The sequence below is a fragment of the Azospirillum halopraeferens DSM 3675 genome, assembly GCF_000429625.1.
Classification (GTDB): Bacteria; Pseudomonadota; Alphaproteobacteria; order Azospirillales; family Azospirillaceae; genus Azospirillum; species Azospirillum halopraeferens.
The window spans coordinates 341,533-367,210 of the sequence record NZ_KE386927.1; the positions used below are offsets into that span (position 1 = coordinate 341,533).

Sequence of the window (25,678 nt, forward strand, 5' to 3'; positions counted from 1 at the left end):
TCCGGCGGGGGATGGCCGATCGGGCGCCTGACGCTACAGCAGACCCTCGATCACCCGGTCGGGCGGGGTGTGGCCGTCGACGAAGGTCTTGATGTTGATGATGACCTTCTCGCCCATGTCGATGCGGCCCTCGATGGTGGCCGAGCCCATGTGCGGCAGCAGCACCACGTTGTCGAGGCGCAGCAGCTTGGGGTTCACCGCCGGCTCGTGCTCGAACACGTCCAGGCCGGCGCCGGCGATCTCGCCCTTGGACAGCATGCGGGTCAGCGCCGCCTCGTCGATCACCTCGCCGCGCGAGGTGTTGACGATGTAGCAGTGCGGGCGCAGCAGCTTCAGGCGGCGTTCCGACAGCAGGTGGTAGGTGGCCGGCGTGTGCGGGCAGTTGATGGAGACCGCGTCCATGCGCGCCAGCATCTGGTCCAGGCTGTTCCAGTAGGTGGCTTCCAGCTCCGCCTCGATGTCGGGGTGGACGCGGCGGCGGTTGTGGTAGTGGATGGACATGCCGAAGGCGCGGGCGCGCCGCGCCACCGCCTGGCCGATGCGGCCCATGCCCAGGATGCCCAGGCGCTTGCCCCAGATGCGGTGGCCCAGCATGGTCGTCGGCCCCCAGCCCTTCCACTGGCCGGACCGCACCAGCCGCTCCCCTTCGGTCACCCGGCGGGCGACGGCGAGGATCAGGGCCATGGTCATGTCGGCGGTGTCCTCGGTCAGGACGCCGGGGGTGTTGGTGACGGTGATGCCGCGCTCACGCGCCGCCTTGTGGTCGATGTGGTCGACGCCGGTGCCGAACGAGGCGATGAGGCGCAGCTGCGGGCCGGCCGCCGCGATCACCTCGGCGTCGATGCGGTCGGTGACCGTGGGCACGAACACGTCGGCCGCGCCGACCGCCTCGATGAGCTGCTCCCGCGTCAGCGGTTCGTCGTCCGGGTTCAGCCGGGTGTCGAACAGCTCCATCATCCGCGTTTCGATGACGTCCGGCAGCTTGCGGGTGACGATGACCAGCGGCTTCTTCTTGTCGGGCATGCGACGGTGCTCCTGAAGTCCCCCCGAGGCTCCGGAATACAGGGGCGATCCGGCCCTGTCCAGAACACCTTGACCGGGCGGACCTTGCTCCGGCCGGGCGGGCCCAACTATAGTGGGGCGACCCGGCCCGGTGCCAGCCGCGCCGGGGCCCGCCCGCGGGAATGCCTGCCACGCGCCGGCCATCCCCTTGCCCGGCCGCCCTCTGCCAAGGTCGCCTCCCTGACAAGGTCACCGATGCCATCCGCCATCCGTTCCGCCCTGTCGGCCCTGCTCCTCGGGCTTCTGCTCCTTGCCCCCGTAGCGTCCGCGGCGACGGACTCGCGGCGCGGCAGCGGCCTGCCGGTGCCGCGCTTCGTCACCCTGCGCTCGGACGAGGTGAACGTGCGCACCGGCCCCGGCGTGCGCTACCCGGTGGAATGGGTGTTCGTGCGCCGCGGCATGCCCGTGGAGATCACCGCCGAGTTCGACACCTGGCGGCGCATCCGCGACTGGGAGGGCAGCGAGGGCTGGGTGCACCAGAGCCTGCTGTCGGGCAACCGCGCCGTGGTCATCGTCGGCACCACCCGCGCCCTGCGCGCCCAGCCGTCGGACTCCGCCGGCACCGTGGCGATGGCCGAACCCGGCGTCATGGGCGCCCTGGAGCGCTGCACCGGCCCCTGGTGCCGGGTGGAGATGAAGGGCTTCAAGGGCTGGCTGACCCGGGACGAGGTGTGGGGCGTCTACCCCGACGAGGCCGTGGAGAAGTAACCCCCGTCAATCCAGGTCCCCGGCCAGCTCCGCCCTCACCGCTTCCGGCATCACCGCCATGTGGCCGTAGTCGGGATGACCGATCGCGACGATCACCTGCGTGCCGGGGGTGCGGAAGGCGGCCGCCTGTTCGGGTGTGACGGCGAAGTGCATGAAGTGCACGGACGAGGTCTTGCCGGCCTCGTTGGTGCGCTCCACGTCGCCTTCCGGGCGGCCGGGGACCGTGTGTCCGGCGAATTGCAGAGACATGGTGTGCTCCACCCCGCCCAGGCGCGACAGGATGCGCTGGCGCTGCACGGCGTTGTCGATTTCGAACATGATGGTGGCCACCAGCTCGTTCCCCTTGGGGATGAGCGGGTTGTAGGCCCGCAGCTCGTCGGCGATCTGCTCCTCGCCGCCCTTCTCGATGTGCAGCATCTCGTGGATCTGGTGCCACATCGTGTCGTAGTTCTCGAAATAGAAGGTGGCGAAGGGACCGACCGAGACGCGGCGGTTCTTCTTCACCGCCACGAGCGCCCGGCGCCGCTCGGCGCGCACCCTGGCGAACTCCGTCATGGGCATGATGTCGGCGCGGGTGATCTCGGTCTTGCGGGCGGTCATGGTCTCGTCTCCCTTCTGTCCGGATTCCGGCCGTATCATACCGACGGTATCAGATTGATGTCGTCGGTATGACCCTATCGATCAATGCAAAGCATTGATCTGTCGGGTTTCACGGCCGGAAACCAATGGTACGGATCTTTTTCCGGCCGTATCACACGGCGATGCCGTAGGCGCGGGCGAAGATCTCGATGGGGTGAAGGTTGGTGGAATGGGCGGTTTCCCCGGCACCCGTCTGCCGCTCGATCCCCTGCATGATGTGCTGGCCGGCCAGCGGGCATTCCGAGGCGACCATCGCCTTGCCCGACTTCGCCGCCTGGGTGGCAACCGGCTTGCCGACCTTCAGCGCCACGGGAAAGTTCGGCTCCATGACGCCCCAGGAGCCGCCGTGGCCCGAACAGCGCTCGATCACCTTCAGGTCGGCCCCGGGGATCAGGCGCAGCATCTCCGCCGCCTTCTGCCCCATGTTCTGGGCGCGGGAATGGCAGGCGATGTGCAGCGCGACGCCGCCCGGCACCGGCTCCAGACCGGGCGCCAGACCGTCGCGCCGGGCGATGTCGACCACGTATTCGCTGAGGTCGAAGGTGGCGCGCGACAGCGTCTCGACGGCGGCGCGGTGCGGGTCGTCCTGCGGCACCAGCAGCGGCCATTCCAGCTTCAGCATCAGCGCGCAGCTCGGGATCAGGGCGACCACGTCGTAGCCCTTGTCGATCCACGGGCCCAGCGCGTCGGCGACGGTGCCGGCCTTGGCGTTGACCTTCTCCACCTCGCCCTGTTCGAACTGGGGCATGCCGCAGCAGCCGGGGTAGACCACCTCGGTCTCGACGCCCAGCCGGGCCAGCACGGCGCGCGCCGCCATGCCGATGGAGGGGTTGTTGTAGTTGGCGAAGCAGGTGGCGTAGAGCACCGCCTTGCGCTTGCCGTAGGCCGGCGCCTCGCGGTTGACGGTGACCGGCGTGTCCGCGGCGCGGCGCCGGAAGGTGTGGCCGTGGAACTTGGGCAGATGGGCCTCGGGGTGGACGCCGGCGACCCTGGCCAGGATCGGCCGCGTCAGCCCGTTGCCGACGTCGGTCGCCCAGTTGGCGAGCGGCGCCGTCAGGCTGCCCAGCTTGCCGTTGCGGTCGGTCTGCACGAGCTGGCGCACGGCGAAGGGAACGCCCCGCGTCTTCGCGTCGACGGCGCGGTAGCGCAGCATCAGGTGCGGGAAGTCCAGCGCCCATTCGTGCGGCGGCACGTAGGGACACTTGGTCATGAAGCACATGTCGCACAGGGTGCAGGCGTCGACGACCTTGGGGAAGTCCGACGAACTCACGTCGTGCAATTCGCCGGGCCCGGCCTCGTCCACCAGGTCGAACAGCCTGGGGAAGCTGTCGCACAGATTGAAGCAGCGGCGGCAGCCGTGGCAGATGTCGAAGACGCGGCGCATCTCGGCGTCGAGCTTGGCCTCGTCGTAGAAGTCGGGGTTCTTCCAGTCGAGCGGGTGGCGGACCGGCGCCTCGAGACTGCCTTCGCGCATGGGACGTGATTCCTCCGGTGTCCGGCGGGGACGGCCGGTTGCTCCGGCCCTGGAACGCGTGCGGGGGAAAGCGGCGGGCGAGGGTCCCGGCGGACGGAACCCCCGCCCGGTCCGTCACGCCATCTGCTCGAGCGCCTTCTGGAAGCGGCCGGCGTGCGACTTCTCGGCCTTGGCGAGGGTTTCGAACCAGTCGGCGATCTCGTCGAAGCCCTCTTCGCGGGCGGTGCGGGCCATGCCGGGGTACATGTCCGTGTACTCGTGCGTCTCACCGGCGATGGCGGCCTTCAGGTTGGCGCCGGTCTCGCCGATGGGCAGGCCGGTGGCGGGGTCGCCGACCTCCTCCAGGAACTCCAGATGGCCGTGGGCGTGGCCGGTCTCGCCCTCGGCGGTGGAGCGGAACACGGCAGCCACGTCGTTGTAGCCTTCGACGTCGGCCTTCTGGGCGAAATAGAGATAGCGGCGGTTGGCCTGGCTTTCGCCGGCGAACGCTTCCTTCAGGTTCTCTTCGGTCTTGGTGCCCTTGAGCGCAGCCATGGTGCTTCCCTCCTCGGTGTAAGCCAGCCGGACGGGGTGCGTGCGGACGCGCGGGGTCACCGTCCGGTCAGCTTTCGCTTATGCCACCGATGCGGGGGAAGGTCAACAGTTTGGAAGTGATACAAACAGTGCTATAAGCTGTTGAACGCCGCGGCACTTTGCCGCGGCGCCGGCGAGCCGGAGGGCGACGGCTCATTCTGCCTTTTCGAGCCGCACGATGACGTCGACGCGGGCGACCCGGGTTCCCGCCGGCGGGTCCGGCAGGCGGGAGAGGACCACATGGTCGCCGGGAATGTCCTCCAGCCGGCCCGACCCTTCCACGAAGAAATGGTGGTGGTCGCTGACGTTGGTGTCGAAGTAGGACCGCCCGGCATCGACCACCACCTCGCGCAGCAGGCCGGCGGCCGTGAACTGGTTCAGCGTGTTGTAGACGGTGGCCAGCGACACCCGCAGATCGGCCGCCAGCGCCTCGCCGTGGAGCTGCTCCGCGGTGATGTGCCGGTCGCCGGCCTCGAACAGCAGGCGGGCCAACCCCAGACGCTGGCGCGTCGGCCGCAGGCCGACGGCGTGCAGGCGGTCCAGGGCGCGCTTGTAGGGGCGGTGTGCGGTCATGGTGTCGTGCATGCGCTGTGGTGTCTCGGCCGGCCGGGGCGGGGGCCCGGGGCGCTCCCGCGCCGGCCGTGCACCAACCACCAACTTAAATTAGAACGACTGCCGGCCAAAGGCAAGACGGCGGCACCGATCGTCAGCCCCCGTGACGATATGGCACCGCCGCTTCCGATCAGTAGCCGGTGGCGATGCGTTCCACCAGTTGCCGGACGGTGGGGATGAACCCGTTGGCGTAGTAGGGGTCGCTGGCGAAGCGGTACGCGTTGTGCCCGGCGAACATGAGCTGGTTTTCGCAGTCGTCGGTGTGGCTGACGGCCTGCAGGGTCTTTTGAATGCAGTAGGAGCGCGGGTCGGCCTTCTTGCCGGTGGTGCCCTCCTCGTTCTGCGACCAGTTGGAGAATCGGCAGGCGGACAGGCAGCCCATGCAGTCGATCTGGTCCTGGAGGATGTTCTCGGCCTTTTCCGGCGTCACGAAGATCAGCGTGCTGTCAGGGGTCTTCAGCGCCGTGGTGAAGCCGCGGGCCACCCAGGACTGGGCGCGCTGGCGGTCGGTCTCGGTGAGGTAGACCGGGCGGCCGCGCGGACCCACGGGGAACTCCGCCGCGTGCTCGCCCACGGGCTTGGGCAGGAAGGCGACCTGGCGCTCGGAGCGGGCCATCAGCTCCAGCATGAAGGGGTTCTTGACGCCCGACGAGTAGAAGCCGGTGGGCGAGAACTGGTTGAGGAAGACGTCCCCCTCCTTCAGCGTCAGCAGCTTGCGCTTCCACGCCATGGAGATGGGGCTCTCCTGCGTCAGCAGCGGGCGGGTGCCGAACTGGAAGGCGACGGGCCCCAGATCGGGGTTGTCCAGCCAGTCCTCCCACTCGCTCAGCCACCACACGCCGCCCGCCATCAGGATGGGGGTGCTGTTCAGGCCGAAGCTGTTCATCATCTGGCGCAGGGCCAGCACGCGGGGGAACGGGTCCTCCGGCCGCTGCGGATCCTCGGAGTTGGACAGGCCGTTGTGGCCGCCGGCCAGCCACGGATCCTCGTAGACGACGCCGCCCAGATTGTCGCGGAACTTCTGGTAGGCGCGCAGCCACAACGCGCGGAAGGCGCGGGCGGAGGAGACGATGGGGTAGTAGTGGCAGCCGTAGCGCGCCGCGATCTCGGCGATGCGGTAGGGCATGCCGGCGCCGCAGGTGACGCCGTGGATCAGACCCTTGGCGCCTTCCAGGGCGCCGTGCAGGATCTCCTCGGCCCCGCCCATCTCCCACAGCACGTTCATGTGGATGCGGCCCTGGCCGTTGGAGCGCTCGTGCGCCACCCGGGCCTGGGCGACGGCGCCGCGGATGCCGTAAGCGATCAGCTCGTGGTGCCGCTCGCGCCGGGTCTTGCCGTGGTAGACCTGGGGCAGGATGGTGCCGTTCTCGTCATAGCTGTCCGCGTTGACGCCGGAGAAGGTGCCGATTCCGCCGGCAGCGGCCCACGCCCCGGAGCTTTCGCCGTTGGAGACGGCAACACCCTTGCCGCCCTCCACGAGGGGCAGCACTTCCCGGCCGGACATGAGCAACGGCTTAAGCGCCTTCAACGGAACCTCCAAACCCAAAGAGCAGCCATGCAATGCGAACACAGGGACGCCCCGGAAGCGCAACGCCTTCCGAGCCCGCCCCTGTCGTTTGCCGGGTAATATATGGGGAATCCCATCCGGGTACGAGCGGATTTCCACGCTGCGGACACGAAAGCGTCATCGGATCGCCAGCTCCGCCGCCAGCCGTCCGGGGGCATCGGTGAAGACGCCGGTGACACCCCAATCGAACAGGGTACGGGCGCGCGCCGCGTCGTTGACGGTGTAGGCCAGCACCGGCCGCCCGGTGGCGCGGAACGCCGCCACGCTGTCGGCCGTTTGCCGGCGTTGGTCGACGTTGAGCGTCGCCGCCCCCAGCCGGTCGGCGATGGCGGCCCAGTCGGCCGGCGTCTCGTCCATCAGGTAACCGCGCGGCACATCGGGCGCCAGGCGGCCGGCCACCTCCAGGCACTCCGGCTCGAAGCTGGAGACGAGGAGCCGGCCGGCCGGCAACGGGGCCGCGGCCAGCACCGCCAGGGCGGCCCGCGCGGTCTCGGCGTTGCGGCCGGCGGACGGCTTGATCTCCAGGTTCAGGCCCGGGCCGAGGTCCCGCACCAGATCAAGAACCTCTTGCAACGTCGGCACCGTTTCGCCGGCGAAACGGGGATCGAACCAGGCGCCGGCGTCCAGGCGCCGGAGATCGGCCAGGTCGGTGTCAGCGACGGCGCCGCGACCCGACGTGGTGCGATCCAGCGTGTCGTCGTGGATGACGACGGGCACGCCGTCGCGGGTCAGCATGGTGTCCACCTCCACCCACGGGGCCCCCTGGCGCGCCGCTTCGCGCACCGAGGCGAGGGTGTTCTCCGGCGCGCTTTCCTTGGCGCCGCGGTGGCCGATCAGGCGGGGAAGGGTCGACAGCATGACGCTCCGGCGGTAAAACGCCGCACCCCGGACGGCGGGGGCGGGGAGTTCCCGTATGGCGCAAATCCGGCGCCCGGAAAAGCGGATTCACGGATCATGAAGACCCTGCGCAGCGTGGCCGACCTGGTGAACGCCGGACTGCTCCCGCCCGAGGCGGCGGCGGGCGTGGCCGGCGTGGCCGGGCGCTACGCCGTGGCCATCACCCCCTACCTGGCCGACCGGCTGACCGGCGCCGCACCGGGCGACCCGCTGTACGCCCAGTACGTTCCGGCACCGGAGGAGGCGTACACCACGCCCGCCGAACGGGACGACCCCATCGGCGACCACGCCCGATCCCCGGTCAAGGGCATCGTCCACCGCTATCCCGACCGGGTGCTGCTGAAGCCGCTGCACGCCTGCGCCGTCTATTGCCGGTTCTGCTTCCGCCGCGAGATGGTGGGGCCGGGCGGCGAGGCGCTGACGGCGGAGGAGCTGGAAGCGGCGCTGGCGTACGTGCGCTCCCGCCCCGAGGTGTGGGAGGTGGTGGTCACCGGCGGCGATCCGTTGCTGCTGAGCGTACGCCGCATCGAGTCCATCGTACGGGCGCTGGCGGGCATGGGGCATGTGGGGGTGGTGCGCTTCCACACCCGGGTCCCCGTCGCCGATCCCCTGCGGGTGACGCCGGAACTGGTGGCGGCCCTGCGGGCGGAGGGGCTGGCCACCTGGGTGGCGGTGCACGCCAACCACGCCGGCGAACTGGCCTCCCCCGCGGCCGCCGCGGCCCTGGCGCGGCTGGCCGACGCGGGCATTCCGCTGCTGGGCCAGACGGTGCTGCTGAAGGGGGTAAACGCCGACGCCGCCAGCCTGGAGGCGCTGTTCCGCGCGATGGTGCGCCACCGGGTGAAGCCCTATTACCTGCACCACCCCGACCTGGCCCCCGGCACCGGCCATTTCCGCCCCACCCTGGCGGAGGGGCAGGCGCTGGTGAAGGCGTTGCGCGGCCATGTCTCGGGCCTGTGCCAGCCCACCTACGTGCTCGACATCCCCGGCGGCCACGGCAAGGCCCCCGCCGCCCCCGCCTGGGTCGAGCCCCGCGACGACGGCACCGCCGCTGTGGAGGACTTCACCGGCACACGCCACACCTACGCGCCGTGACGGGGTGTAGCCGCACTGGTTTGGTCAGGCCGGCCGGGCGTATTCCGGGTCATTAGGCAAAACGTCGATGTCGTCCCGCGACAGCAGCGGTTCATTCTGAATCAGCGTCATGAGGGTTCCCGCCGGCCCGATGACGATCGCCTGTTCCGTCCCCTCCAGCGCGTCGACCTCCAGGCCGGGGGTCGCCGCGATGGCGTTCAGCACGGGTGCCTTGGCCCGGTTGTAGTAGGCTGCCATGGCACGCCAGCGTTCGGTCCGGTTGGCAATCCCGGCGAAATCCGGCCGGCAGGGCGAAGGCTTCCACCGGAGGATGAGCGCGATCTCGGTGGATGGAGGCGCCCTGTTCAGCCGATCCCGAACGGTTTCGGATAGCATGACGATACTCCGATTCACGACTCGGAATCTCATTTATAGAGCTATATCCGGCTGAGATCAAGACGTCCAACGCCACCGCGCGGCTTGTCGGCAATGGGGGCCGTCAGCGTGAGAATGCGGGCGATCAGCCGATCGACGTTGTCCTTCAGCGTTGCATCGGCCTCCAGAAGCAGCGCCGCCGTGGCACTGACCAGCGGCGTCGCCATCGACGTTCCGCGCATATGCTCGTAGCCATTCAGGGGAATGGCGCTCAGGACGGGATCGCCGGGCGCGCACAGATCCGGCTTCGCCTGGCCCCGATGGGTGCCCCAGTCGCTGAACGGTGCGACGGCGTCGTCGGGATCCGTGGCACCGACGCCGAGAACATGGTCGTAGTGTCCCGGCGCCGTGTGCCGGTTGATGCCGTTGGCACCGTTGTTGCCGATGGCCGCGATCGTCAGGACGTTCTGACCGAATCGCGCCTTTTCGATCTGGCTGTACAGGTCCTGCCCCTGAGAACCGATGCTGATCGACGCGTTGATCACCATGGGTCCGGTCTCGTCGGTCTGCCTGTTCAGCAGCCAGCCGTACCCCCTTACCACCTGGGCAAGCGTACCGACCGGGCGACCGCCGGCATCACGGCCGGTCAGAACGGCGGCGACCTTGAGACGGCAACCGCGCGCCAATCCCAGGGTCTTGCCGGCCAACAGACCGCAGACGTGCGTTCCATGCTTCTCGAAATCACGGGTTGGCGTACCGGCCCGTGCCCGTCCGTTGGCATCGAACTCCATGAACGTGGCGGCGATGTCCTCGAATTCGCTGTGCCCGGAATCGATGCCGGTGTCGAGGACACCGACCGTCACACCCCGGCCCGTCAACCCCTTCCCGAAGGCGGCTTCCGCCTTGATCTTTCCCAGATGCCACGACCGGTCCGCCGGGGTGGCCGCGCCGGCGGCCGGCCGGGACGGTTCGACGAGGGTCAGCAACGTGTTGGGGATTACGGTTGCTCCCGCCGCTTCCAGGGCATCGATGTCGGCTTGGCTCGGATCATCGACCAGCAGCAGATCGAGGGCTTCGATCGTGCGGACCGCTCCGGTGAACCGGCTGCCACTGACGGCGGCAGCGCTTGCCATAGGGGCAGCCATTGCCCCGCGATCGCGGCGCCGAAGGTCTCCCCGCCATCCGCGATCGCCGAGCGCCACGTGCAGAAACGCTTTCTGACGTTTCCACACGCTTGTGGGGCGCATCCCACCTCCTTCGTTGCCGTGACTGTCCGGGCCGGCCTGCGCAGCGGCAACAGGCATGTCGTCGGGTGGAATCACGATGTAGACGTCGGTGGCCCGGACCGCCATCGGATGGGACCGGCCATTCGGGCGAGCCGGATGATGCGGCGGCATTGCGATGCCCCTGGCCTTGCGGCGGCAGCACAGCGAGCGCCAGAATCGTTTGCCGTTCAGGCGCTCAGCGGTCGGCCGGCGGCGGCCGGATCGGCGCTTTCCCGGAAAAATGGCAGATCTGATATTGTTATCGCCGTGAGAAGGAGGTTCCATAAGGCGCGCATCCGAAAGAGCATTGAATCATCGATTTTCGCGTATCCCTCCATGGGGTATATTCTGAAACGCTTAAATCTGTCAATCAAACACAACCATAGACAATTCGGCGGGACGCACCACTCCCCTCACCGCACCGAGGTGATGCGATTCTCTTCAACCCGCTCTATGGCGGCAGCAGGGCGGCCGTGCCGAACAGCGGGTCGGGGTTGATCAGGACGGTGTGCACCGCGACGACGGAGGCGAAGGCGGTCCACAGGGCGCCGGGCAGCCAGCTCAGGGCGATGGCCCGGTCGTTGTGGCGGACCAGGGTGATGGAGACCACCGTCAGCACGAAGAACAGCACCGTCCACACCAGGGCCAGGATCGGGCTGCCGAGGGTGAAGTAGACGTAGCTGAAGCTGGCGTAGAGCACCCAGGTGCAGAGTTGCAGCGCCACCAGCACGTCGTAGTCCCAGATGCGGTGGCGCGTGTTGATCATCCGCACGTCGCCCCAGAGCTGGACGATGGTGATGCTGAACCAGGCGATGGGAAAGGCGATGGCCGGCGGTTGCAGCGGCGACTCCACATGGCCCGGAAAGGGAACGCGGTCGTCGGACAGGGCGCTGTAGGCGTTGACCGCCAGCCAGAACACCACCGCGTGCCACCAGCGCACCCGGAACCCCGCGTCACCGCCCATACCCGCTCCCCCCGTTCCGCTCACCCGATCCCGCAGGGAGATGCGCCGCGCCGGGCCCCGGTCAAGGCGGCGCTGACGGTTGCGGTGGTCCGGTGGTTGTTCCAGTATCGGGACAGGGACCGTCCGGCGGATGACAGCGCGGGTGGTGAATCCCCGGACCCAAGCGCGGAGTGGCCGATGCCGTTGGCGGTGGAGAGAGGAGCGCTCGTCACCGGTCTCCTGAAGATGCTTGCACACTCCGTTCCCGGGAACTGGGCGGAGGTGGTGACCGGCGGCATCGACACCCTCCACGCGGTCTCCCGGACCGGGCCGACCGCGCCGACGGCCGAAGAGGGGGCGCGCCTGCTGCTCCGGCGCGCCGCCTTCGCTGCGGCGATGCGGACCATCGCCCGCTTCGCCCGGCAGGCGCCCGCGCTGGCCGCCCTTGCCGCCCCGCCGGAGATGGCGGCGGAGCTGGACGGCCTCGTCCACGATGACGGGGCGACGGTGGAGCTGACGGCCGACGCCTTCGCCCACCCGGAGCGCTGGCCGGCCCTGGACGTGCTGGCGGCGGCCTTCGCCCGCTGGCAGGCGGCGTGCGCGGTGCCGGAGGAGGAGCGCGCGCCCATGGGCCGCGCCTTCTGCGACGAAGTGCCGCTGGCCCTGCAAAGCGAGCTGCGCGACGGGTCGCGGCGGGCCGACTACGCCGCACTGCTGGTCGAGCTGGCGCGCGAGACCCCGGTGGACGGGGCGGCAGAGCGCGCCCGGCAGTGGATGGCCTACCGCGCCCGGCTGGTCGCCGCGGTTCACGAACCGCTGCGCTCCCTGGCGCCGGAGATCCCGCCCTATTCCCTGGCCGATCTCTACGTTCCCCTGCGCGCCGCCATCGGCCGCGCGGCACCGCCGCGGCCGGGCGGCGAGGAACCAAAGCGCGCCATCGTCTGGCTGGACGAGGCGTTGCACGGCTGGATCGACCGGGCGGACCGCGAGGATTCGATTCGCGTGCTGTCGGGAGACCCCGGCGCCGGCAAGTCCAGCGCCTGCGCCATGCTGGCCGCCGACCTGGCCCGCCGGGGCCGCCGGGTGCTGCTGGTGCCACTGGGCCGCCTCGACTATTACGGCGATCCCCGGGCGGAGTTGTCCCGCTTCGTCGGCGAGGACCTGGGGCACGATCCGCTGGCGGACCTGCGGGGCGGGACGGAGGAACCGCTGGTGATGATCCTCGACGGGCTGGACGAGCTTGCCAAGGCCGGCCAGGGCGCCGCCGAGATCGTGCGGGACTTCGCCAACAGCCTGGAGCGCCGTGTCCTGGAGGTGAACCGGGACGCCGCCCGCCTCCTCCTCCTGCTCGCCGGCCGTCCCGGCGCCGCGGGCGCCACCGACGGCATCGCCCGCGCCGGACACACGCGGCTGGACGCCCTGCGCTATGTCCTGTCCGACCGGGAGAAGCACCGCTTCGAGGCCGGCCCCCTGAGGGACCTGGACCAGCGGGGGGAGTGGTGGCGCCGGTTCGACTCGTCGCACGGCCTGCCGCGGGTGCTGTCGGGTGGGGATCACCGACTCGACGATCTGACGGCGCAGCCACTGCTCAATTGGCTGCTGGCGCAGGTGCTGACCCTGGAGGGACCGGAGAAGGCCGCCACGATCGACGGGGTGCACGACCTCTACACCCGCCTGTTCACCCACGTCCTCGACCGCGTGCACCGGGAGCGGCGCGCGGAAGCCATGGACGGACTCGGCGACCGCGACGCGCTGGAACGGGTGCTGGAGGAGGCCGCGGTCGCCGCCTGGCACCACGGCGACCGCGCCGCGCCGGTGGATGCGGTGGTCGCCCGCCTCGACGAGGCCGGCCTCACGGGGGGTCTCGATGCCATCACCAACAACCGCACCCGCGCTTTGACCACCGTGCTCGACAGTTTCTTCTGCCGCGCTCACAACGATGTGCGCCACACGATCGTGGAGTTCACCCACAAGAGCTTTGCCGAGTTCCTGACGGCGCGGCGCATCGCGCGGGGAATCGGGGAGGTTCACGAGCAGGCCGGCGAAGGTCATCAGCGCCGGCGGATCGACGCCGCACTGATGACCTGGATGGACCTGTGCGGCCCGGCCGCCATCGATCGCGACCTCATGGTCATGGTGCAGGCCGAGGTTGCCGCTCCGGCCCGGAGCGGCCGGCCGAAGCCCGTCGCCGCGTGGCGCCGGACGCTGACCCGGCTGTTCCGGGAGTGCGTCAGCGAGGGCATGCCCTGGCCGGGAAGCGCCGACATCCGCGCCCGCGCAGCCGAGCGGCGCGTGCGCAACGCCGAGGTGGCGCTGCTGGTGGCCCTCAACGCCACGGTGCGCAAGACGAGAGCCGATGGCGACCGGTCGCTGGTCCGCATCGATTGGTCGGCCACTTCGGCAGCCGAAACCCTCCACCGGCTCATTGGTCCATGGGGTTCGCAAACGGTAGCGGCGCGTGCGCTGACCGCATTCGATCTGAATCGTGCAAACTTGGCCCGCGCCTCGCTGTCGGGCGCCGACCTGACCGGGGCGGATCTAACCGGCGCCGACCTGACCGGCGCCAACTTGTTCTTCGCCTATCTATTCTGCGCCAAACTGTCCGGTGCCGACCTGTCCAGTGCCGAACTGTCCGACGCAAAACTGTCCGGTGCCAACCTGACCCGCGCCAACCTGACCCGCGCCAAACTGTCCGACGCCGACCTGACCGTCGCCAAACTGTCCGACGCCGACATGTCCGGCGCCGATCTATACGGTGCCAACCTGTCCGGCGCCAACCTGTCCGGCGCCAACCTGACCCGCGCCAACCTGACCCGCGCCAACCTGACCGACGCCAACTTGGTCGGCGCCAACTTGGTCGGCGCATCGGGCATCAAGCAACGGACATGACCCGCGTTCCACGCCACCACCATGCCGATGCGGCCACGGTGCGCCGGCGTTCCCGCGGCTTGGACGGGCTCAGTCGCGTCGGGCCCCCACCCAACCCTCCCCCACTGCGCGGGGGAGGGCGTGTTCACGTGTCCGGCGGAGAGCGGCGCGGGCGGGGGTGGCCCCGGCAGAGGAGAGAGGGGCCCGCACCGCAGGAGGGTGGGGGCAGCGTCTCGCAAGCCCGGCGAGGGTCCGTGCGGCCGGCCGGCGCCGGGTGAGCGCCCCTCCCCTGCCCTCGGCGGCCGTGGCGCATAGAAAAAGGCGCCATGCGGCGCCTTTTTCCGGTCCGGCGGTGCTCAGCGGCGCATCACTGCGTCGCGTCGTCCTCGGCCTTCTTCTTCAGGTCTTCGCCGGTGGTCTGGTCGACCTGCTTCATCGACAGCTTGACCTTGCCGCGCTCGTCGAAGCCGATGACCTTCACCTTCACCTCGTCACCCTGCTTGACCACGTCGGACACCTTGCCGACGCGCTGCTGCGCCAGTTCGGAGATGTGGACGAGGCCGTCGCGGGAGCCCAGGAAGTTCACGAAGGCGCCGAAGTCGACGACCTTCACCACCTTGCCGATGTAGATGACGCCCAGCTCCGGCTCGGCGACGATGCCCTTGATCCAGTCGATGGCGGCCTGCGCGGCCTTGTTGTCGACCGCGGCCACCTTCACCGTGCCGTCGTCCTCGATGTCGATCTTGGCGCCGGTCTGCTCGACGATCTCGCGGATCACCTTGCCGCCGGAACCGATGACGTCGCGGATCTTCTCCTTGGGGATGTTGATGACGGTGATGCGCGGGGCGTTCTGGTTCACCCCCTCGCGGGCACCGCCGATGGCCTTGGCCATCTCGCCCAGGATGTGGACACGGCCGTCGTGCGCCTGCGCCAGGGCGATCTTCATGATCTCCTCGGTGATCGAGGTGATCTTGATGTCCATCTGCAGGGCCGTCACGCCCTTCTCGGTGCCGGCCACCTTGAAGTCCATGTCGCCCAGGTGGTCCTCGTCGCCCAGGATGTCGGACAGCACCGCGAACGCGCTGCCTTCCTTGATCAGGCCCATGGCGATGCCGGCGATGGGGCGGGCCAGCGGGGCGCCGGAATCCATCATCGACAGCGACGTGCCGCACACCGTGGCCATCGAGGAGGAGCCGTTGGACTCCGTCACCTCGGACACCACGCGCACGGTGTAGGGGAAGTCTTCCTTCTTCGGCAGCAGCGGGTGGATGGCGCGCCACGCCAGCTTGCCGTGGCCGATCTCGCGGCGGCCCGGCGAGCCCATGCGGCCGGCCTCACCCACCGAGTAGGGCGGGAAGTTGTAGTGGAGCATGAAGTGCTCCCGGTACTCGCCCTCCAGCGCGTCGATGATCTGCTCGTCCTGGCTGGTGCCCAGCGTGGTGACCACCAGCGCCTGGGTCTCGCCGCGGGTGAACAGGGCCGAGCCGTGGGCGCGCGGCAGAACGCCGACCTCGGCCACGATGGGGCGGACCGTCCGGGTGTCGCGGCCGTCGATGCGGCGGCCGGTCTTCAGCACCGCGCCGCGCAGGATGTCGCTCTCCAGCTCCTTGAACTGCGACGCGATGGCGCCGGCGTCGAACTCCTCCGCCAGCAGCGTCTCCAGCGCCTTCTGCTTGGCCGCCGACAGCTTCTCGTGGCGGGTCTGCTTCACCGTCTCGGTGTAGGCGGCCTCCACGTCGGCGCCCACCACGGCGCGCAGCCGCGCCTTGACCGCCTCGGCGTCGTAGGCCGGCGGCGGGATCTCCCACGGCTCCTTGGCGCACTGCTCGGCCAGGTCGATGATCGCCTCGATCACCGGCTGGAAGTTCTTGTGGCCGAACATGACGGCGCCCAGCATGACCTCTTCGGACAGCTCGCGGGCTTCCGACTCGACCATCAGCACGCCTTCGGTGGTGCCGGCGACGACCAGGTCGAGGATGGAGCCGTCCATGGCGTCCATGGTCGGGTTCAGCACGTACTGCCCGTCGACGTAGCCGACGCGGGCCGCACCGATGGGGCCGAGGAACGGCACGCCGGAAATGGTCAGGGCCGCCGAGGTGCCGACCATGGCGACGATGTCGGGGTCGTTTTCCAGGTCATGGCTCAGCACCGTGCAGATGACCTGCGTCTCGTTGCGGAAGCCCTTGGCGAACAGCGGACGGATCGGCCGGTCGATCAGGCGGCTGACCAGCGTCTCCTTCTCGGTCGGGCGCCCCTCGCGCTTGAAGAAGCCGCCGGGGATCTTGCCGGCCGCGAAGGTCTTTTCCTGATAGTTGACCGTCAGCGGAAAGAAATCGATGCCGGGCTTGGCCGCCTTGGCCGCGACGACCGTGCACAGCACGGTGGTCTCGCCGTAGGTGACCATGACGGCGCCGTCGGCCTGGCGCGCGATCTTGCCGGTTTCCAGCGTCAGCTTGCGCCCGCCCCAGTCGATTTCCTTGCGAAACACGTTGAACATACGATTGCCTTCCTTCCGTCCGACACCCGCGCCACCCGGATTGGCGGTGCGGGTCGGGGCCGGCGGCGGTGCCGCCCTGTGGCCCCATGAAAACAGATCAACGACCGGCGGCGGTGTTCCCGCGCCGGCCCCGAAGCGGGAGCGTACCGACAAAACAGAAAACCCGCCCGGCCATGCGCGCCGTCCCCTGTGGCGCCCGGTCGGGCGCGGGGACGGCGGCGTGGCGGAGCGGGTTCACGGCCTCGAAGCCTTGGTTGGGACCAAGCCTCAGCGGCGCAGGCCCAGACGCTCGATCAGGGTCGCGTAGCGGCTCTGGTCGCTCTTCTTGAGATAGTCGAGAAGGCGACGGCGCTGCCCGACCATGACCAGCAGGCCGCGGCGGGAGTGGAAGTCCTTCTTGTGCGACTGCAGGTGCTCCGTCAGGTTGCGGATGCGCTCCGACAGGATGGCAACCTGCACCTCGGGCGAGCCGGTGTCGGCCTCCCCGCGGGCGTATTCCTTGATCAGCTCCTGCTTGCGCTCGGCAGTGATCGACATCGGGGTCTCCTTGAATGGTCAGAGGTTCAGGACGCGCACCGGACGGACCTCCGCCCCCTCCACACGGGCCAGCGCCACCGGCCTGCCGGCGAACAGCGCAAGAATGGCGCCATCCTCCCCCGCCGAACCGTGCAACGCCTTCAGGCGGTCGCGGTCCTGCCGGGTGATGAGCGCCACAGGTTGGCCGTGTTTCAGTCGGTGCGCTTCCGCTTCCGTCAGGGCCAGCGCCGGGATGTCGTCCAGCGCGGTCTCGATCGGCAGCAGAAGTCTTTCGACGGCCGCACCTTGCTCCATCGCGGCCAGATCGTCCAGGGAAATCGCGTGGTCCGCGGTGAAGCGGCCGACCCGCGTGCGGCGCAGCTCCGCCACGTGGCCGACGGTGCCCAGCGCCTCCGCCAGGTCGCGGGCAAGCGAGCGCACGTAGGTGCCCTTGCCGCAGTCCACCTCGAACACCGCGTGGTCCGGGTCGGGTTGCCCCACCAGGACGAAGCGGTCGATGCGCACGCGCCGCGGCGCCAGATCGACCGCGTCGCCGTCGCGGGCGATGGCGTAGGCGCGCTCCCCGTCCACCTTCAGGGCGCAGAACTGCGGCGGCACCTGCTCGATGGTGCCGAGGAAGCCGGGCAAAGCGGCCGCGATCGCCGCGTCGGTCGGCCGGACGGCGCTGGTGTCGATCACCTCGCCCTCGCGGTCGTCGGTGGTCCGCCGCTCGCCCCAGCGCACGGTGAAGCGGTAGGTCTTGGCGCCCTCCATGGCGTAGGACACCGTCTTGGTCGCCTCGCCCAGGGCGATGGGCAGCACGCCGGTGGCCAGCGGGTCCAGCGTGCCGCCATGTCCGGCCTTTTCGGCGTTCAGCAGATGGCGCACCCGGGACAGGGCCCGGGTGGAACTCAGGCCGACCGGCTTGTCCAGAACCAGCCAGCCGTGGATCGGCTGCCCCTTCCGCTTACGCGCCACGCCCGCGCTCCCCGTCCGCCGCGTCGGCGTCCCCGTCCCCGTCATCAAGGTCATCGAGGTCGTCGTCCGCTTCGCGGTCGTACTCGAACTCCTCCGGGGCCTCGTCGTCGATGCCGTCCTCGTGATCATCGTCGTCGTGGTCGTCGTCGCCGTTGACCCGGTCGGGCAGCAGATCGCGGGCCACCGCCGGGCTGTGCAGGATGGTGTCGATCCGCCCGGCGTACTCGAAGGAGGTGTCGGCCTCGAAGCTCAGCCGCGGTGCATGGCGCAGGTTGATCTCCCGCGCCACCTGGCCGCGCAGGAAGGGCGCGGCGCGGCGCAGGGCCGCCAGCGCCTCGTCCATGTGGCCGCCGCCGAGCGGCGTCACGAAGGCGGTGGCGGCCTTCAGGTCGGGGCTGATGCGCACCTCCGTCACCGTGACGTTGAGCGCCAGCAGATCGGGATCGTGGAAGTCGCCGCGCCGGAAGATGTCCGCCAGCGTGTGGCGCAACTCCTCACCGATGCGCAACTGGCGCTGGGACGGGGCTTTGCCGGCGCGCATCGCGCCGTGATGTTTGCTCGCCATGGTCTTTGCTTTCGTTTGAAGCGTCCGGCCGGTCAGGACCGGAGGATCGGAACGCCATGGGGGCGGACGGATCCCCGTGGTGCCGGGGCAGGGCCGCCACCCGCTCAACGTGCCCGACGGTCACCGCCGGCACCTTGACTCCGGTGTCACGTGGTGCGGTGCGCCTTCGACGCTTCGAAGGCATCGACGAGCCATTGGGGCGTCTCATCGAAGTCCTCCGCGATGCGGATGCGCCCTCTGGCGAGTCCCAACCGCTTCGGCTGCCTGACCACCGGTGCGTCCGGGGTCATCGGGACGATCCGTGCTGCCGGACGTCCGTTGCGCGTGAGAACGATATCCTCACCGCCGACGGTGCGCTCGACCGGTTCGGCGAGATGCCCCTCGGCGGCGTCAAGTGGGATCGATTCGGTCATGTCAACCTCCCGCACGGTATGCCGGAGCCGCGTCGGGGTGGTCTGCCCCTGCCGACGGCGGATCGGGGCGGTTACGCCCCGATCCTTGTCAAAACCGGCCGGCACCCGGACATGTCCCGGGCCTTACAGCGCCCGGGCGACTTCCTCGATCTCGAACGCTTCGATGACGTCACCGGCCTGGATGTTGTCGTAGTTCTCGAAGGCCATGCCGCATTCGTAGCCCTCGCGCACCTCGCGGACTTCGTCCTTGAAGCGCTTCAGGGTCTTCAGCGTGCCCTCGTGGATCACGACGTTGTCGCGCAGCAGGCGCACGCCGGCGCCGCGCTTGACGGTGCCCTGGGTGATCATGCAGCCCGCCACCTTGCCGACGCGGGTGATGTTGAACACCTCGCGGATCTCGGCGTAGCCGATGAAGCGTTCGCGCAGCGTCGGGGCCAGCATGCCCGTCAGCGCCTGCTTCACGTCGTCGATCACGTTGTAGATGATCGAGTAGTAGCGGATCTCCACGCTGTCGCGCTTGGCCAGGTCACGGGCCTGCGGGTTGGCGCGGACGTTGAAGCCGATGATCATCGCGTTGGACGCGTTGGCCAGCGTGACGTCGGATTCGTTGATGGCGCCCACCGACGCGTGCAGGACACGGACCTTGACCTCGGTGTTCTCGGCCGTGAGCTTCTCCAGCGAGCTGGAGATCGCCTCGATCGAGCCCTGCACGTCGCCCTTGATGACGACGGGCAGTTCCTTGGCCTCGCCGGCCTGGATGCGGTTGAACATGTCCTGCAACGACCCGCGGGCGGTGGCCGCGTTGGCCGCTTCGCGCTTCTTGCGCTGGCGGAACTCGGCGATCTCGCGGGCGCGCGCCTCGGTGTCGACGACGGTGAAGTCGTCGCCGGCCATCGGCGTGCCGTTCAGACCCAGCACCTCCACCGGGGTGGCGGGACCGGCCTCGGGAACGTTCTGGCCGCGGTCGTTGACCAGGGCGCGCACCCGGCCCCACTCCGACCCGGCGACGAAGACGTCGCCGACGCGCAGGGTGCCGCGCTGCACCAGCACGGTGGCGACCGAGCCGCGGCCGCGCTCCAGCTTGGCCTCGACCACCACGCCGTCGGCGGTGCGCGCGGCGTTGGCCTTCAGCTCCAGGATTTCCGCCTGCAGGAGGATGGCCTCCTCCAGCTTGTCCAGGTTGATCTTGGCCTTGGCGGAGACCGGCACGTCGAGCACGTCGCCGCCCATGTCCTCGACCACCAGGTCGTGCTGCAGCAGCTCCTGGCGGACGCGGTCGGGCTTGGCGTCGGGCAGGTCGATCTTGTTGATCGCCACGATGATCGGCACCTTGGCCGCCTTGGCGTGGTGGATCGCCTCGATCGTCTGGGGCATGACGCCGTCGTTGGCCGCCACCACCAGCACCACCACGTCGGTGACGTTGGCGCCGCGCGCGCGCATCTCGGTGAAGGCGGCGTGGCCGGGGGTGTCGATGAAGGTGATCCTGGCACCCGACGCCAACTGCACCTGATAGGCGCCGATGTGCTGGGTGATGCCGCCGGCCTCGCCCGACACCACGTCGGTCTGACGCAGCGCGTCGAGCAGCGACGTCTTGCCGTGGTCGACGTGGCCCATGATGGTGACCACCGGCGGCCGCGGGATCATCTGCTCCGCCACGTCCTCCTCGCCCCGCATGCCGATCTCGACGTCGGCCTCCGAGACGCGGCGCACGCGGTGGCCGAACTCGGCGATGACCAGCTCGGCCGTGTCGGCGTCGATGGTCTGGTTGATGGTGGCCATGACGCCCATGCGCATCAGCGACTTGATCACGTCCGCGCCGCGCTCGGCCATGCGGTTGGCCAGCTCCTGCACGGTGATGACTTCGGGCAGGACCACGTCGCGGGTGACCTTCTGGGTGTCCTGGCGGGACAGCATGCGCAGCCGTTCACGCTCGCGCGCACGGCGCACCGACGCCAGGCTGCGGCCGCGACCCTCGTCTTCGTTGAGGGCCTGGGTCACGGTGATCTTGCCGCCGCGGCGGCGGTCGCCGCCGGCCGGGGTGGCCTTGCGCGGGGCGGGTGCCGCGGCCTTGCCGGCGGTCTTGCCGCGGCCGGCGCCACCGCGGCCACCGCCGCCGCGCCCGTCGTCCTCTTCGGTGGCGAAGCGGCCGGCAAGGCCGGCGGCGGCGCGGGCGGCCGGCGTCTCGGCGGCGCGCGGAGTCGCGGCGGCGGCGGCGGGGCGGCGCGCCTCGTCACCGGCCTTCCTCGGCTCCTCGGCCTTGCGGGCCTGCTCGGCCTCCTTACGCTTGGCCTCCTCTTCCCGGCGGCGGCTTTCGGCCTCCTCCTCCTTGCGGCGCTCCTCTTCCTGGATGCGCCGCAGCTCTTCCATTTCACGCCGGCGCAGCGCCTCGGCGTCGAGCACCTCCGGCTCGGCCACCTCCGGCTCGGCCGCAGCGGCCTCCGCGGCGGCCGCGGCGGCGGCCTCCTGCTCCTCGGCGGCGATCTCCGCCTCGATGCGGCGCTGCTCCTCCTTGAGCACGGCGCCATGCAGGGCGCGCAGGCGTGCCTCGCGCTCCTCCTTGGTGAGCTGGCGCGCCGCCCCCCCGCTGCCCCGGGCCGGTCGCCCGCCGGGGCCGCGGATGGGCAGGCCCTGGGCGGCCTGGCGCGCGGCGGCACCGCCGTCGGCCACGCCGGGCAGGGCGCCCTTCTCCACCGTCCGCTTGCGCTTGACCTCGACGGTCACGGTTTTCGACCGGCCATGGGAAAAGCTTTGCCGGACCGTGGTGTCGACCGGCTTCTTCAGCTCCAGTTTCCCCTTGCCGGAGCCGGAGAGGTGCAAGACTTTCTTGTGGTCCTGGTCGTTGCTATCGGTCATCGGTTCCGGAATGTTGAATCGTTAATTGCCACGGCCGCCCGGCCCCGCGCCGGCGACGGAAGGACTGGCGTCCGGGAGTGCGATGCCGCGCAACCGCGCCGCGTCGCGAGCCAGCCCTTCGGCCAGCTTTCCGCGGGCGACCACGGCGTGCACCGCGTGTTCCCGTCCGAGCGCCGCAGCGAGCGCTGCGGAATCAAAAGCGTCGACCACCGGAAGCCCGGGGGCGAGCGCCTGCAGCTTGCCGCGCTGGTCCGGCGAGCCGTCGCTGGCCTCCACGAGGAGGCCGGGCGGCGGGCCGAGGCGGCCGACGCGGCCCCCCTTCAGCGCCTCACGCACCTTTTCGAACCCCGCCACGGCCTGCCCGGCGCGGCGCGCCAGGCCGATGTGGTCGAGGCACCGCCGTTCCAGCAGGGCGACGAGTCGCTCCCGCAGGTCGGGCGGCACGCGCACCGCCCGACGGGCGGCCTTAGCGAAGATGTTGCGCGCGATGGCCTTGTCCAGCAGCGCGCGCTCGGCCGTCAGCCAGAGTCCGCGGCCGGGCAGCCGCTCCTCCAGATCGGGCACGAGATCCCCGTCCGGCGCGACCGCGAAGCGGATCATGCCGTCCCTGGCCCGGACCGTGCCCGTGACGATGCAGCGGCGCTGCGGGCCCCGCTCCAGGTCGGCGGGGTCCACGGCCGTGTCCGGCGTCGGGAGTCCGATCTCGCTGTCGATCGCGTCGTTCAGTCCTGCCATCCTCTCGGTGTCGCCCCTCCGCCCGCGGGCGGGGAAGCGGTGTTACTGTCCGGCCGCCGGCTGTCCGCCGGCCGCTGCCGCATCGCCGGCCTGCCCGCCCTCGGTTTCGAACCAGTGGGCGCGGGCGGCCATGATGATGTCGTTGGCCTCGTCCTCGGTCGGCGCTTCCTTGCCCAGGATGTCGCGCAGTTCGTCCGCCGCCAGATCGGCCAGGTCGTCCAGCGTCTTCACGCCGTTCTCGCCCAGCTTGACCAGCAGCACCGGAGACAGGCCGGTGATGGTCGCGACGTCGTCGGTCACGCCCAGTTCCAGCCGGCGGGCGGTCATCCGCTCGTCCTGCTCTTCCAGGAAGTTCAGCGCACGCTGCTTCAGCTCGTTGGCGACGTCCTCGTCGAACCCTTCGATCTCGGCCAGCTCCTCGGTTTCGACGAAGGCGATCTCCTCCACGGAGGTGAAACCCTCGGCCACCAGAAGATGGGCGATTACGTCGTCCACGTCGAGTCCATCGATGAAAAGCTGCGACCGGGTGCGGAATTCCTCGGAGCGGCGCTCCGATTCCTCCTGCTCGGTCATGATGTCGATGTCCCAGCCCGTCAGCATGGAGGCGAGCCGTACGTTCTGGCCGCGCCGGCCGATGGCCAGCGAGAGCTGGTCGTCGGGCACCACCACCTCGATGCGGCCCCCCTCCTCGTCGATCACCACCTTGGCCACCTCGGCGGGGGCCAGTGCGTTGACGACGAAGGTGGCCGGCTCCTGCGACCAGGGGATGATGTCGATCTTCTCGCCCTGCAGCTCGCCGACGACCGCCTGGACGCGGCTGCCGCGCATGCCGACGCACGCCCCCACCGGATCGATCGAGCTGTCCTTGGAGACCACGGCGATCTTGGCGCGGCTGCCGGGGTCGCGGGCGACCGCCTTGATCTCGATGATGCCGTCGTAGATCTCCGGCACCTCCTGCTCGAACAGCTTGGCCATGAACATGGGGTGGGTGCGCGACAGGAAGATCTGCGGCCCGCGCGCTTCCTCGCGCACGTCGTAGATGTAGGCGCGCACGCGGTCGCCGTTCTTGAAATGCTCGCGCGGCAGCAGCTCGTCGCGGCGCAGGATCGCCTCGGCGCGGCCCAGGTCGACGGTGACGTTTCCGTACTCGACCCGCTTGACCAGGCCGTTGACGACCTCGCCGATGCGGTCCTTGTACTCGTTGAACTGGCGCTTGCGCTCGGCGTCGCGGACCTTCTGGACGATGACCTGCTTGGCGGTCTGGGCGGCGATGCGCCCGAAGTCGATGGGGGGCAGCGGGTCGATCAGGAACTCCCCGACGGCGATGCCGGGGCGCCGGCGCTGGGCGTAGGCCTGCGTCACCTGCGTCGCCTCGTTCTCTACCTCCTCGACCACCTCCAGGTAGCGGGCCAACTGGATCTCGCCGGTCTTGCGGTCGATGCGGGCGCGGATGTCGTGCTCGTGGCCGTACTTGGAGCGGCCGGCCTTTTGAATCGCCTGCTCCATCGCCTCCAGGACCTCGTCCCGGTCGATGTTCTTTTCGCGGGCGACCGCATCAGCGACTTGCAGCAGTTCCATCCGTCACTCTTTCCCGAAAACGTTCTTCTGTTTCCCGCGGCGTCGTTTCGTCCCGGCCGGGCGGTACCGGCGTCAGGCCTGCTGCCCGCTGGCACGGAGCAGGTCGTCCGTGATCACCAGCTTGGCGCGCTGAATGTTGTCAAAGGCGATGCCGGCCGGGCCCTGCTCGGTCTCGACGCGCACCTCGTCGCCCTCGACGCCGCGCAGCCGCCCCTTGAAGCGCTTGCGTCCGTCGATGGCGATGCGGGTCTCGATCCGCGCCTCGAATCCGGCGAACCGCTCGTAATCCTTCAGCCGGGTCAGCGGCCGGTCCAGACCGGGCGAGCTGACCTCCAGCGTGTAGGCGCCGGCGATCGGATCCTCCACGTCGAGCAGCGCGGAGACGGACCGGCTGATGTCGGCGCAGTCCTCCACCGTCATGGGCGCGCCGTCGGCGCGTTCAGCCATGATCTGGAGGACGGGGCGCTGGCTGCCCGAAAGCTGCACCCGCACGATCTCGTAGCCCATGGCCTCGACCGAGGGAGAGACAATCTGTTCGATGCGACCGGTTGCGTCCATTCCACCGAGCCCGACCCGGACACCGTCCGGGTTTGCCTTAGCCAATAAAAACAATAGGTGGGCAACAGCCCACCCGCAAAGCGTCTCGCCGGCCCGCTTGCGCGGGCCGCCAAGTCGTATGGGATCTGAGCGCTGAATATAGCCGTTCCGCCGCAGGCTGCAAGGGATTTATCCCCCGCCGGCGGGCTCGGCAGCGGGCTCGGCGGCGCGCGGCCGGCGCACGAAGCGCAGGAACACCGGCCGGCGACCGGCGGCGATGGCCTTCTCCTCGTAGCGGGTGGGCGGCCAGTCGGCGGGGCGTTCGCGCCAGTCGGCGGCACGCCGCGCCGTCCACGCGAAATCGGGATGGCGCACGGTGTGCTCCAGCATCCAGCGCACCAGCCCCGGATCGTCGCTGGCGAGTCGCAACTCGGCCCCGTCCCGGAGCACGCGGGCGAGCGTGTCCAGGGTCCCCGGCCCGATGAAGCGGCGCTCCCAATGGCGTTTCTTGGGCCAGGGGTCGGCAAACAGCACGAAGGCGCGGCCGATCGAGGCGTCGGGCAGGGCGTCCAGCAGCGGACGGGCATCGTCGGGCACGATGCGCACGTTGTCCACACCGGCGTCCTCCACCAGCCCCAGCAGGCCGGCGACTCCGTTGACGAAGGGCTCGCAGCCGATCAGGCCGATGCCGGGGTGGTGCGCCGCCTGCCAGGCGAGATGGTGGCCGCCGCCGAACCCCACCTCCAGCCAGACGTCGTCCACCGGCCGGTCGAACAGGGCGGCCGGGTCGATGGGGGTGCCGGACGGCGGCACGGCGACCGTCAGGCGGGGCAGCAGGGTTTCCAGAAGTTCGGTGCGGCGCCGGCGCAGCGGCCGCCCCTTGCGGCGCCCGTAGAGGCGGCGGCCGGTCTCGTCGGTGGAATCGGTCATGAAGCGTGGTCCGAAAACG

The 25,678-nt window shown here is 69.9% G+C and carries 23 protein-coding genes; 3 read left to right on the top strand and 20 right to left on the bottom strand.

Translation table 11 applies throughout. The features are described 5' to 3' along the window. Positions 1-33: 33 nt before the first annotated feature. Positions 34-1,023: a 2-hydroxyacid dehydrogenase gene (locus G472_RS0126195; RefSeq protein ID WP_029010742.1), complete on the bottom strand. Its 990-nt coding sequence runs from the start codon at positions 1,021-1,023 to the stop codon at positions 34-36. 234 nt (positions 1,024-1,257) lie between these two features. Here G472_RS0126195 and G472_RS0126200 point away from each other — a divergent pair, with 234 nt between their 5' ends. Next, positions 1,258-1,770 carry an SH3 domain-containing protein gene (locus G472_RS0126200; protein WP_029010743.1) on the top strand — a complete coding sequence of 171 codons (513 nt, stop codon included), beginning with the start codon at positions 1,258-1,260 and terminating at the stop codon, positions 1,768-1,770. 6 nt (positions 1,771-1,776) lie between these two features. On the opposite strand, the gene G472_RS0126205 is transcribed toward G472_RS0126200, so the two are convergent. From G472_RS0126205 to G472_RS0126230, 6 genes are all read right to left on the bottom strand, one after another. Further along, positions 1,777-2,370 carry a DUF3501 family protein gene (locus G472_RS0126205; protein WP_029010744.1) on the bottom strand — a complete coding sequence of 198 codons (594 nt, stop codon included), beginning with the start codon at positions 2,368-2,370 and terminating at the stop codon, positions 1,777-1,779. A 151-nt stretch (positions 2,371-2,521) separates the two neighbouring features. Beyond that, positions 2,522-3,883, bottom strand: coding sequence for a heterodisulfide reductase-related iron-sulfur binding cluster (locus tag G472_RS0126210; RefSeq protein WP_029010745.1), 1,362 nt, complete (start codon positions 3,881-3,883; stop codon positions 2,522-2,524). Between the two features lie 114 nt (positions 3,884-3,997). Then, positions 3,998-4,417 (bottom strand): rubrerythrin family protein, encoded by a 420-nt coding sequence (locus G472_RS0126215; protein ID WP_029010746.1) that lies wholly within the window; start codon positions 4,415-4,417, stop codon positions 3,998-4,000. A gap of 192 nt (positions 4,418-4,609) precedes the next feature. Then, positions 4,610-5,041 carry an iron response transcriptional regulator IrrA gene (gene irrA, locus G472_RS0126220; RefSeq protein WP_425388009.1) on the bottom strand — a complete coding sequence of 144 codons (432 nt, stop codon included), beginning with the start codon at positions 5,039-5,041 and terminating at the stop codon, positions 4,610-4,612. A gap of 157 nt (positions 5,042-5,198) precedes the next feature. Then, positions 5,199-6,596 carry an NAD(P)H-dependent flavin oxidoreductase gene (locus tag G472_RS0126225; RefSeq protein WP_029010748.1) on the bottom strand — a complete coding sequence of 466 codons (1,398 nt, stop codon included), beginning with the start codon at positions 6,594-6,596 and terminating at the stop codon, positions 5,199-5,201. 156 nt (positions 6,597-6,752) lie between these two features. Beyond that, positions 6,753-7,493 carry a glycerophosphoryl diester phosphodiesterase gene (locus tag G472_RS0126230; protein WP_029010749.1) on the bottom strand — a complete coding sequence of 247 codons (741 nt, stop codon included), beginning with the start codon at positions 7,491-7,493 and terminating at the stop codon, positions 6,753-6,755. Between the two features lie 96 nt (positions 7,494-7,589). Between G472_RS0126230 and G472_RS0126235 the strand changes: the two genes are divergently transcribed. Further along, entirely contained in the window at positions 7,590-8,627 is a 1,038-nt protein-coding gene (locus G472_RS0126235) for a lysine-2,3-aminomutase-like protein (protein ID WP_029010750.1), read from the top strand. A 24-nt stretch (positions 8,628-8,651) separates the two neighbouring features. Here G472_RS0126235 and G472_RS0126240 read toward each other — a convergent pair whose 3' ends face one another. The 3 genes from G472_RS0126240 to G472_RS0126250 form a co-directional block, all read right to left on the bottom strand. Next, positions 8,652-8,864, bottom strand: coding sequence for a hypothetical protein (locus tag G472_RS0126240; RefSeq protein ID WP_029010751.1), 213 nt, complete (start codon positions 8,862-8,864; stop codon positions 8,652-8,654). Between the two features lie 179 nt (positions 8,865-9,043). Then, on the bottom strand, positions 9,044-10,531 hold the full coding sequence (locus tag G472_RS0126245; protein WP_084536914.1) for a S8 family peptidase: 1,488 nt from the start codon (positions 10,529-10,531) through the stop codon (positions 9,044-9,046). A gap of 166 nt (positions 10,532-10,697) precedes the next feature. Further along, complete coding sequence (locus G472_RS0126250) at positions 10,698-11,210, bottom strand: tryptophan-rich sensory protein (protein ID WP_029010753.1); 513 nt, start codon at positions 11,208-11,210, stop codon at positions 10,698-10,700. A gap of 177 nt (positions 11,211-11,387) precedes the next feature. On the opposite strand from G472_RS0126250, the gene G472_RS37665 reads away from it, so the two are divergent. Beyond that, positions 11,388-14,078 (top strand): pentapeptide repeat-containing protein, encoded by a 2,691-nt coding sequence (locus tag G472_RS37665; RefSeq protein WP_029010754.1) that lies wholly within the window; start codon positions 11,388-11,390, stop codon positions 14,076-14,078. Between the two features lie 346 nt (positions 14,079-14,424). Here G472_RS37665 and pnp read toward each other — a convergent pair whose 3' ends face one another. From pnp to trmB, 10 genes are all read right to left on the bottom strand, one after another. Beyond that, complete coding sequence (gene pnp, locus G472_RS0126260) at positions 14,425-16,554, bottom strand: polyribonucleotide nucleotidyltransferase (RefSeq protein WP_029010755.1); 2,130 nt, start codon at positions 16,552-16,554, stop codon at positions 14,425-14,427. A 267-nt stretch (positions 16,555-16,821) separates the two neighbouring features. Next, positions 16,822-17,091 carry a 30S ribosomal protein S15 gene (rpsO, locus tag G472_RS0126265; RefSeq protein ID WP_029010756.1) on the bottom strand — a complete coding sequence of 90 codons (270 nt, stop codon included), beginning with the start codon at positions 17,089-17,091 and terminating at the stop codon, positions 16,822-16,824. A gap of 18 nt (positions 17,092-17,109) precedes the next feature. Continuing rightward, positions 17,110-18,048, bottom strand: a complete 939-nt coding sequence (gene truB / locus G472_RS0126270) for a tRNA pseudouridine(55) synthase TruB (protein WP_029010757.1) — start codon at positions 18,046-18,048, stop codon at positions 17,110-17,112. Continuing rightward, the gene (gene rbfA / locus G472_RS0126275) at positions 18,038-18,613 is read right to left on the bottom strand and encodes a 30S ribosome-binding factor RbfA (RefSeq protein WP_029010758.1); all 576 of its coding nucleotides are present in this window, start codon (positions 18,611-18,613) and stop codon (positions 18,038-18,040) included. The genes truB and rbfA overlap by 11 nt, the downstream gene beginning before the upstream one ends. Positions 18,614-18,759: 146 nt before the next feature. Beyond that, positions 18,760-19,026 (bottom strand): type II toxin-antitoxin system Phd/YefM family antitoxin, encoded by a 267-nt coding sequence (locus G472_RS0126280; protein WP_029010759.1) that lies wholly within the window; start codon positions 19,024-19,026, stop codon positions 18,760-18,762. Positions 19,027-19,149: 123 nt separating this feature from the next. Beyond that, positions 19,150-21,879, bottom strand: coding sequence for a translation initiation factor IF-2 (gene infB, locus G472_RS0126285; protein ID WP_029010760.1), 2,730 nt, complete (start codon positions 21,877-21,879; stop codon positions 19,150-19,152). 21 nt (positions 21,880-21,900) lie between these two features. Continuing rightward, positions 21,901-22,614: an RNA-binding protein gene (locus tag G472_RS35790; RefSeq protein WP_084536915.1), complete on the bottom strand. Its 714-nt coding sequence runs from the start codon at positions 22,612-22,614 to the stop codon at positions 21,901-21,903. A 42-nt stretch (positions 22,615-22,656) separates the two neighbouring features. After that, the gene (gene nusA, locus G472_RS0126295) at positions 22,657-24,192 is read right to left on the bottom strand and encodes a transcription termination factor NusA (RefSeq protein ID WP_029010761.1); all 1,536 of its coding nucleotides are present in this window, start codon (positions 24,190-24,192) and stop codon (positions 22,657-22,659) included. 72 nt (positions 24,193-24,264) lie between these two features. Then, positions 24,265-24,750: a ribosome maturation factor RimP gene (rimP, locus tag G472_RS0126300; RefSeq protein WP_029010762.1), complete on the bottom strand. Its 486-nt coding sequence runs from the start codon at positions 24,748-24,750 to the stop codon at positions 24,265-24,267. A 168-nt stretch (positions 24,751-24,918) separates the two neighbouring features. Then, positions 24,919-25,659, bottom strand: coding sequence for a tRNA (guanine(46)-N(7))-methyltransferase TrmB (trmB, locus tag G472_RS0126305; RefSeq protein ID WP_029010763.1), 741 nt, complete (start codon positions 25,657-25,659; stop codon positions 24,919-24,921). Between the last annotated feature and the right edge of the window lie 19 nt (positions 25,660-25,678).